Origin of the sequence: Streptococcus oricebi, assembly GCF_017883985.1 — a bacterium.
GTDB classification, from domain to species: domain Bacteria; phylum Bacillota; class Bacilli; order Lactobacillales; family Streptococcaceae; genus Streptococcus; species Streptococcus oricebi.
The window spans coordinates 1-8,985 of record NZ_PRDG01000003.1 but is presented as its reverse complement, the minus strand read 5'-3'; the positions used below and the strand labels follow the sequence as shown (position 1 = coordinate 8,985).

The 8,985-nt window shown below is 42.7% G+C and carries 5 protein-coding genes (1 of these 5 only partly in view); all 5 read left to right on the top strand.

Translation table 11 applies throughout. The features are described from left to right. Positions 1-3,631: the 3' portion of a calcium-binding protein gene (locus C4K46_RS10555; RefSeq protein WP_245335142.1), read on the top strand. 3,398 nt of this gene lie to the left of the window's left edge; only the last 3,631 of its 7,029 coding nucleotides appear in the window; the start codon falls outside the window, past its left edge; the stop codon is at positions 3,629-3,631. A 78-nt stretch (positions 3,632-3,709) separates the two neighbouring features. Beyond that, on the top strand, positions 3,710-5,848 hold the full coding sequence (locus C4K46_RS04985) for a peptidase domain-containing ABC transporter (protein ID WP_209627801.1): 2,139 nt from the start codon (positions 3,710-3,712) through the stop codon (positions 5,846-5,848). Next, positions 5,848-6,954, top strand: coding sequence for a beta-barrel domain-containing protein (locus tag C4K46_RS04980; protein WP_209627800.1), 1,107 nt, complete (start codon positions 5,848-5,850; stop codon positions 6,952-6,954). Before C4K46_RS04985 ends, C4K46_RS04980 begins: the two co-directional genes overlap by 1 nt. A gap of 272 nt (positions 6,955-7,226) precedes the next feature. Beyond that, positions 7,227-8,663 (top strand): 6-phospho-beta-glucosidase, encoded by a 1,437-nt coding sequence (locus C4K46_RS04975; RefSeq protein WP_209627799.1) that lies wholly within the window; start codon positions 7,227-7,229, stop codon positions 8,661-8,663. Between the two features lie 8 nt (positions 8,664-8,671). Beyond that, a complete protein-coding gene (locus C4K46_RS04970) occupies positions 8,672-8,911 on the top strand; it encodes a SemiSWEET transporter (RefSeq protein ID WP_209627798.1) in 240 nt (79 codons plus the stop codon). Positions 8,912-8,985: the final 74 nt, after the last annotated feature.

Here is an 8,985-nt window from a genome sequence, read left to right as displayed (position 1 = left end):
AGCAGGAGATGACACCCTAAATGGGAATAATGGCAATGATATCCTAGACGGTGGTACCGGTAATGATAAGCTCTATGGTGGTTATGGAGATGATACCTATGTATTTGAAGTTGGCCATGGTCAGGACATGATTTATGACGGAGATGGCTTTAGCACCATTCGCTTCGGTCAAGGAATTGCCCTCTCTGACCTACAAGCACATAATGATGGTCATAATCTTGTTTTGGAAAACACCAAGACGCAGGATAGCTTAACTTTCCTTTCCTTTAATTACTATAATAGTTCTCGTCAGTTGAAATTGGTTTTCTCAGATGGTACAGAAGTAGGTGTGCAGGATGAAGGTAGTCCATTCCGTAGTTTGATTGGTAGCGAAGAAAACGATACTCTTACTTCTCCACTGACTGGTTTGACTTTGAAAGCCGGAGCAGGCAACGACACCTTAAATGGTTCATCCCAAGCAGATACTCTCTATGGAGAGTCTGGTGATGATACCTTGTATGGTAATGATGGAAATGATATCCTAGATGGTGGTACCGGTAATGACACGCTCAAAGGTGGTTATGGAGATGATACCTATGTATTTGAAGTTGGTCATGGTCAGGATACGATTTATGATGGAGATGGCTTTAGCACCATTCGCTTTGGTCAAGGGATTGCCCTATCTGATCTACAAGCACATAATGATGGTCATAATCTTATTTTGGAAAATACCAAGACGCAGGATAGCTTAACTTTCCTTTCCTTTAATTATTATAATAGTTCTCGTCAGTTGAAACTAGTTTTCTCAGATGGTACAGAAGTAGGAGTGCAGGATGAAGGCAGTCCATTCCGTAGTTTGATTGGTAGCGCAGAAAACGATACTCTTACTTCTCCACTGACTGGTTTGACTTTGAAAGCCGGAGCAGGCAATGACACCTTAAATGGTTCATCTGGAGTTGATTCCTTATACGGCGAAACAGGAGATGATACCTTGTATGGTAATGATGGTAATGATATCCTAGATGGTGGCGCCGGTAATGACAAGCTCTATGGTGGAGCTGGTGATGATAAGCTTTATGGGCAAGCTGGTGATGACATTCTTCAAGGATCCGACGGCGATGATGTTTTAGATGGCGGTGCTGGTACTGACCGTCTTGAAGGCGGTTATGGTAATGATACGTATGTCTTTGGTAAAGGTTATGGTCAAGACACGATTTATGACAACAGTGGACTAAATAAAATTAAGTTCATAGGTGGAATCAAAGTAAGTGATTTAAAGATATCATTGACCGGTAATCATGATATCACGATAAAAATCAAAGAAACTGCCGATAATGTGACGATTTCTAACTATAGATATAGTGAAAACTATCAGAATCTTACTTTAGAATTTGACGACGGTACAATTCTTACTTCAAGTTCTGAAATCAATCCATTAAAATTCTTTAAAGGAACAGATGACGCTGACCATTTCACTGCATATATGAAGGGAATGACCTTGCAAGGTGGAAAAGGGAATGATAGTCTCTACGGTTCATCTGAAGCAGACAAGCTTTATGGTCAAGACGGCGACGACACTCTAAATGGGAACGACGGTAATGACATCCTAGACGGCGGTGTTGGTAATGATACGCTCAAAGGTGGAGCAGGTGACGATACCTATATCTTCGAAAAAGGCTCCGGTCGGGATATTGTCTATGATGATCAAGGTCTCAATAAAATTCAATTCACAGATGGGATACGCCCAAGTGATCTTCGTGCTTACACTGAAGGCAATTATGGCGTTGTGCTAGAGAACAAGGAGACGGGCGACCAGATTGTCTTCACTTACTTCCGCTATGGAGCGAGTGACCGCAACTTCCTTCTGGAGTTTGATGATGGCACAGTGATGAAGATAGACGATGCCCATAGTCCGTTTAAGGTGTTGGAAGGAACAGCTAACAATGATACCCTTTCTGCCTTTCTCGGTGCCTCTAGTATGAGAGCAGGTGCCGGAAATGACACCTTGAACGGTTCATCTGAAGCAGATATTCTCTATGGAGAAGCTGGTGATGATACCCTAAATGGAAATGGTGGTAATGACACACTAGACGGCGGTGTCGGTAATGACACGCTCAAAGGTGGAGCTGGTGATGATACCTATATCTTCAGTAAAGGATCTGGCCGTGATATTGTCCAAGATGAATGGGGCTTGAATAAAATTCAGTTCATGGATGGGATTCGTCCAAGTGATCTTCGCGCCTATACTGAAGGTAGTTATGGAGTTGTGCTGGAGAACAAGGAGACGGGTGACCAGATTGTCTTCCCTTACTTCCGTTACGGGGCGAGTGACCGCAACTTCCTTCTGGAGTTTGATGATGGCACGACGATGAAGGTAGATGATGCCACTAGTCCGTTCAAGGTGTTAGAAGGAACAAGTAACAATGATACCCTTTCTGCCTTTCTTGGTGCCTCTACTATGAGAGCTGGCGCCGGTAACGATACCTTGAATGGTTCATCCGAGGCAGATATTCTCTATGGAGAAGCTGGTGATGATACCCTAAATGGAAATGGTGGTAATGACACACTAGACGGCGGTGTCGGTAATGACACGCTCAAAGGTGGAGCTGGTGATGATACCTATATCTTCAGTAAAGGATCTGGCCGTGATATTGTCCAAGATGAATGGGGCTTGAATAAAATTCAGTTCATGGATGGGATTCGTCCAAGTGATCTTCGCGCCTATACTGAAGGTAGTTATGGAGTTGTGCTGGAGAACAAGGAGACGGGTGACCAGATTGTCTTCCCTTACTTCCGTTACGGGGCGAGTGACCGCAACTTCCTTCTGGAGTTTGATGATGGCACGACGATGAAGGTAGACGATGCCCATAGTCCGTTTAAGGTGTTGGAAGGAACAGCTAACAATGATACCCTTTCTGCCTTTCTTGGTGCCTCTACTATGAGAGCTGGCGCCGGTAACGATACCTTGAATGGTTCATCCGAGGCAGATATTCTCTATGGAGAAGCTGGTGATGATAGTTTATATGGCAACGATAGCAATGATATCTTAGACGGTGGTGTTGGCAATGACTATCTCTATGGTGGAGCAGGCGATGATACCTATATCTTTGGTAAAGGTTACGGTCGAGATAGCATATCAGATAGTTCTGGCCACAATGTTATTCGTTTCTTGGAAGGGATGACACCAGAGAGCTTGAAGGTGACAACTAGTGGTAGTGACCTTGTCTTTAGTCAAGGGGAAGACCAGCTGACCTTGAGCAACTACCGTTATAGTTCTTCTTATCAGAACTTTAGTCTGGAATTTGCGGACCAGCGGACAGCAACCATCAATAACAAGGATTATAGTTTAGAAGTGAAAGAAGCGCCAGTGGTGCAAACAGAACCTACTTCTAGTGAATCCGTTATAAGTACGAGCGACCAAGCCCAAACCTTGGCTAGCTTAATGTCAGGAAATGACTCAGCCGTAGCTTCAACAGCTAACAGGGTTGTATCAAATACAGCAGTCAGCTCAGTAGACAAACAAAGTTCCGTGCAGGCTCAACTACTGGTGCAGGAGATGGCAGGATTGCCGACAGATAAGGCAGTGTCAGCTACATCAGCTGTTACAACAAGTTCAACAGAACTCTTTACAGAGCAGTTTGTCGGACAATAATCAACTAGGGGCATCTTTATGCCCTCTAGTTGCTTTTAAATTAAATAGAATAATTTGGAAATGAGATTTTAGAAAAGTATGGATTATGAAAGTGAAACCGTCCAATCTGGGCTTGCTTGCTTTTTAGTCTTATCCCAATTTTTAGGGGTACAGGCCAGTGAGGCGGAATTAAAGCAGCTAGTTGCAACCAGTCCTTTTGACGAAACAATTCCTTTTTTGCTCTATTGCGCCAAGCAATATGAAATGAAGGCCAAGTATGTCAATTTATCAATGGACAAGTTGGTTAGCAAGGCTGAGAAGTTGGTTCCTTTTATGGCTCAGGCCAAAGACGGAACTTATTTTATTGTGGCTAGATTGCAAGAGACAGAGGCTTTGGTTTTGTTTCCTGGTCAAAGTCGTCCGGAAGTGATGTCCTTAGTTGATTTAAGGGAAAAATGGGCTGGTTCTGCTCTGTTAATGACAAAAAAGGGTGCTCCTAAGCTCAATGATGCTATTTTTAGTTTTAAGTGGTTTATTCCTACTGTTTTGCGATTTAAAAAGGCTTTTATTCAAGTCTTACTTGGTGTTTTTGTCATTCAGATTTTAGGATTGACAACACCGATTATGGTTCAGGTCATTATTGATAAGGTTTTATCACACCATAGCTTATCAACTTTAACTGTTATTTCGATTGGTATTACACTTGTTTACCTCTTTGAATTGATTTTATCATTAGCCAAGAACTATCTTTTTACGCACACGACTAACCGAGTGGACGTCCTTTTAAATGCTCGTCTGTTTAAGCATCTATTTGCCTTGCCTCTACGTTATTTTGAAGCACGAAGAGCTGGGGAAACGGTGGCACGAGTGCAAGAACTGCAACATATTCGTCAGTTCTTAACAGGGACACCTCTCTCCTCTCTAATTGATGCCTTTTTCATCATTGTCTATATTACGGTTCTCTTCTTTTATAGTGTGCCTTTGACCTGGTTGGTTTTAGCTTCAATCCCTTTTTATGTGATTTTATCAGCTATTGTAACTCCTTTATTTAAAAAACGTTTAGATCAGCAATTTCAAGCTGGAGCAGAGACAAGTTCCTTTTTGGTTGAGTCTATTCAAGGGGTACAGACGGTCAAATCTTTTGCTTTAGAGTCTCGTTTTGAGCAGAAGTGGGGTGATTTACAAGCAGACTATGTCAAGGCAGGCTATAAAACGGCAATGATTGCTTCAACTTCGGGAGCTATTGGTCAGTTTATTCAAAAAGTTTTTGATCTATTGATTCTCTTTTTTGGGGCCTTGGCGGTCATTGATGGTCGTTTTACCATTGGTCAATTGGTTGCCTTTCGTATGTTATCTAGTCATATTAGTGGCCCTGTTCTGCGCTTGGTACAACTCTGGCAAGAGTACCAACAGGCGTCCTTATCAGTGACACGAATTGGGGATATTTTTAATTCTCCTGCGGAACTTCGACCTAATGGTTTGGCTGAACTTCCTACTTTAGAGGGTAAAATTGTTTTTGACCATGTTCGTTTTCGTTATCAGGCAGATGCCTCTGATGTGATTAAGGACATGAGTTTTACTATTCCGGCAGGGAGCATTGTAGGTGTTGTGGGGCGGAGTGGTTCAGGGAAAAGTACCTTATCTAAGCTGATTCAACGTTTATATATTCCAGAAGCAGGAAAAATTTCGATTGATGGTCTGGATTTATCTTTAGTCAATCCAGAGCAGTTACGACGGCAGATCGGGATTGTCCTTCAAGAGAATTTTATATTTAATGGCACTGTGCGAGAAAATATTTCTATTCATCTTCCCTTGGCTAGCATGGATGAAGTAGTGGCTGCGGCTAAAACAGCTGGAGCTCATGACTTTATTCTTTCTCTACCTCAAGGTTATGATACGATTATTGGTGAGAAAGGTTTGGGACTTTCAGGCGGACAGAAACAGCGAGTAGCTATCGCCCGTGCTATTTTAGGAAATCCTAAAATCTTGATTTTTGATGAGGCGACCTCGGCCTTGGATTATGAATCTGAACGTATTATTCAAGAAAATCTAAAAACCATTTGTAAAGGTCGGACAGTACTGATTATCGCACATCGCTTATCCACTCTAGCAGAAGCAGAAAGGATTTTAGTGGTTGATGAAGGAAGTATCGTGGCCTACGATAGTCATGAAAAACTATTAGCAGAAAAAGGGCTCTATGCTCATTTATATAACCAACAGGAAAGGGGAAGGGCTTAATGGCAAAAGATAAACTATCAATGACTGACTATATAAGCCGTTATAGTCATCAAAAAGACGAACAGCTAAAGTATGACTTTATGCCATCTTTATTAGAAATTGTTGAGAGACCAGCTCATTCCGCTGGAAAATATCTGGTTCTTCTGATAAGTCTCCTTGTAGTAATTTCCTTGGCTTGGGCGGGATTTTCTTCTGTAGATATAGTCGTTTTAGGGTCAGGCTCTATTCTGCCAGAAAAGCAGATTCAGACTATCAGTAGCGCTTCAAATGGTGTGGTAAAATCTTTAAAGGTGAAAGAAGGAGACCAAGTAAAAGAAGGCAGTCCACTCCTTGAACTAGATGATACAGTCGCTAAGCAGACAGTCAAAGAATTAGAAGATGGCCTGGTTGGACTGAAGGCTGCTATTGAAGTTGTAGGGAAATATCAGGCAGACAAACAAGCAACCATTAACCTTGCGGATTATCAAGAAGTTGCTCATCTGCTTATCCGAGAATTGCTAGCAGAAAATACTCTTTACCGCCAGCAGCTTTCTCAAGCAGATGCTAACTTGGTTAATGCGCAGTATGATAGCACTCTTGCTCAACGTTTGACGAACTTAAATGAAAAAAAAGTAAAGGCAGAGACAGAGTTGACTCAACAGCGCTATCTTTTGGAACATCTACAAATTACTGCACCTACAAAGGGTACAGTGGCTAGCTTAGGAGTTAATCATGTGGGACAAGTAATTGGTGCAGGTAGCAATTTGGCAAGCCTTGTTCCTAGTGGTTCTGAATTGATATTTGAAAGTCAGGTAGCAGATAAGGATCGGGCTGACATTAAAGTGGGAATGAAGGCAGTTGTAAAGTTGCAGGCCTATCCTTACTCTGATTATGGAACTATCCCAGCTAAAGTCACTTATATCAGCCCAACAGCTTTTCAAGTGAAAGGCAAGGGGGCAGTTTATCAAGTTCGAGTAGCAGTAGACCAGTCTCATATGCATCAAGGAATTGAACTAATATCTGGCTTATCTGGAACGGTTGAAATTCGGACAGGTAAACGAACAGTATTAGATTACTTTTTAGATCCAATTCGAGATGGATTGGATAAAAGTTTGAAAGAGAAATAACTAAAACTCATTCTTTTACGCATCTCTAATCAAACAGATTGGTAGACTAGGAGTTTGAGATGTGGACGTTCGGCATCTTACCTGCTGTTGAAAAATAAAAAGAGGGTTCGCCCTCTTTTTGCTGTTATCTTAACCTTAACTCTAAGGTCTTGCTAGTGGTTACTGGCCTGGAAAGATGTATTTTTTCCGTAGCTTTGTGGAAAATGACGCTATTCAAACTTTGGTAAATGGGGGGTATAATAGAGAAAAATACAATCGAAAGGACTCTATCTATGGCAACTTTTAAGGACGGATTTTTGTGGGGTGGGGCAGTGGCTGCCCACCAACTAGAGGGTGGCTGGCAGGAAGGTGGCAAGGGAATCAGTGTGGCTGATGTCATGACGGCTGCTAGGCATGGTGTTCCCCGAGAAATTACAGCGGGTGTCCTTGAGGGGAAATACTATCCCAATCATGAGGGGATTGATTTTTATCACCGCTACAAGGAGGACTTGGCCCTCTTTGCTCAAATGGGCTTTAAGTGCTTTCGGACCTCCATTGCTTGGACGCGGATTTTTCCCAAAGGAGATGAAGCAGAGCCTAATGAAGCGGGTCTGCAATTTTATGACGAGCTCTTTGATGAGTGTTTGAAGTATGGCATTGAGCCAGTCGTGACCCTATCTCACTTTGAAATGCCCTATCACCTAGTGACCGAGTACGGTGGCTGGAAAAATCGGAAAATGATTGATTTCTTTGTGCGCTTTGCTGAAGTGGTTTTCAAGCGCTATAAGGACAAGGTCAAATATTGGATGACCTTTAACGAAATCAACAATCAGGCCAATTATCAGGAAGATTTTGCCCCTTTTACTAATTCGGGCCTTGTTTACAAAGAAGGGGACGACCGGGAAGCAATCATGTATCAGGCGGCCCACTATGAGCTGGTAGCTAGTAGCCGGGCTGTTAAGCTGGGCCATGCCATCAATCCAGATTTTCAGATTGGCTGTATGATTGCCATGTGTCCGATTTATCCTGCCACTTGCAAGCCCAAGGACGTCCTTATGGCTATGAAGGCCATGCAGAAACGTCATTATTTTGCGGATGTCCATGTTTTTGGTAAATACCCGGCTCATATTTTAAAATATTGGCAACGTAAAGGGATTGAGATAGACTTTAGCCAGCAGGACCAAGCTGACCTTTTGGCCGGCTGTGTGGACTATATCGGCTTTAGCTACTATATGTCCTTTGCTATTGATGCCCACCGCAAGGACAATTCTTATTTTGACTATCTGGAAACAGAGGATTTGGTGAGAAACCCTTATGTTGAGGCTTCGGATTGGGACTGGCAGATTGACCCTGAGGGTCTGCGCTATGCCCTAAATTGGTTTACCGACCATTATCATTTGCCGCTTTTTATCGTTGAAAATGGTTTTGGGGCCATTGACCAGCTGGATGCTGATGGTATGGTGCAGGATGATTATCGGATTGACTACCTAGCGGCCCATATTCGAGAAATGAAGAAGGCCGTTGTGGAAGATGGAGTCGATCTGATGGGCTATACTCCTTGGGGTTGTATCGATTTGGTTTCTGCGGGGACTGGCGAGATGCGAAAGCGCTACGGCTTTATCTATGTGGATAAGGATGATGATGGTCGTGGAAGCTATCAGCGTCGGCCTAAGAAATCCTTTGCCTGGTACCAAAAGGTTATTGAGAGTAATGGAGACTCTCTAGATTAGGAGGGAAAATGATTGGAATGATTGCGGCTGTCTTGACCACCTTTGGGTTTGTTCCTCAGGTAATCAAGGTTATCCGGACCAAGGATACGGAGTCCATCGCTTTGGGTATGTACCTGATGACCGTTATTGGCATGGGACTTTGGCTGATTCATGGTTTGATGATTGGCGATTTAGCCTTGATTACGGCCAATAGTATTTCCTTTGTCTTGGCAGGTATTGTCCTAGTCTATAAAATAAAATATAAATGATAAATTGCAAGAAAAAGTGCAACTTTTATTCAACCTCATCTAAAAGTGCCTCTAAAGCTGTTTTGTAGCCAAGA

Coding starts and splice junctions, on each gene's coding strand:
- C4K46_RS04985 (WP_209627801.1), top strand. CDS start 3,710: ATGGATTATGAAAGTGAAACCGTCCAATCTGGGCTTGCTTGCTTTTTA.
- C4K46_RS04980 (WP_209627800.1), top strand. CDS start 5,848: ATGGCAAAAGATAAACTATCAATGACTGACTATATAAGCCGTTATAGT.
- C4K46_RS04975 (WP_209627799.1), top strand. CDS start 7,227: ATGGCAACTTTTAAGGACGGATTTTTGTGGGGTGGGGCAGTGGCTGCC.
- C4K46_RS04970 (WP_209627798.1), top strand. CDS start 8,672: ATGATTGGAATGATTGCGGCTGTCTTGACCACCTTTGGGTTTGTTCCT.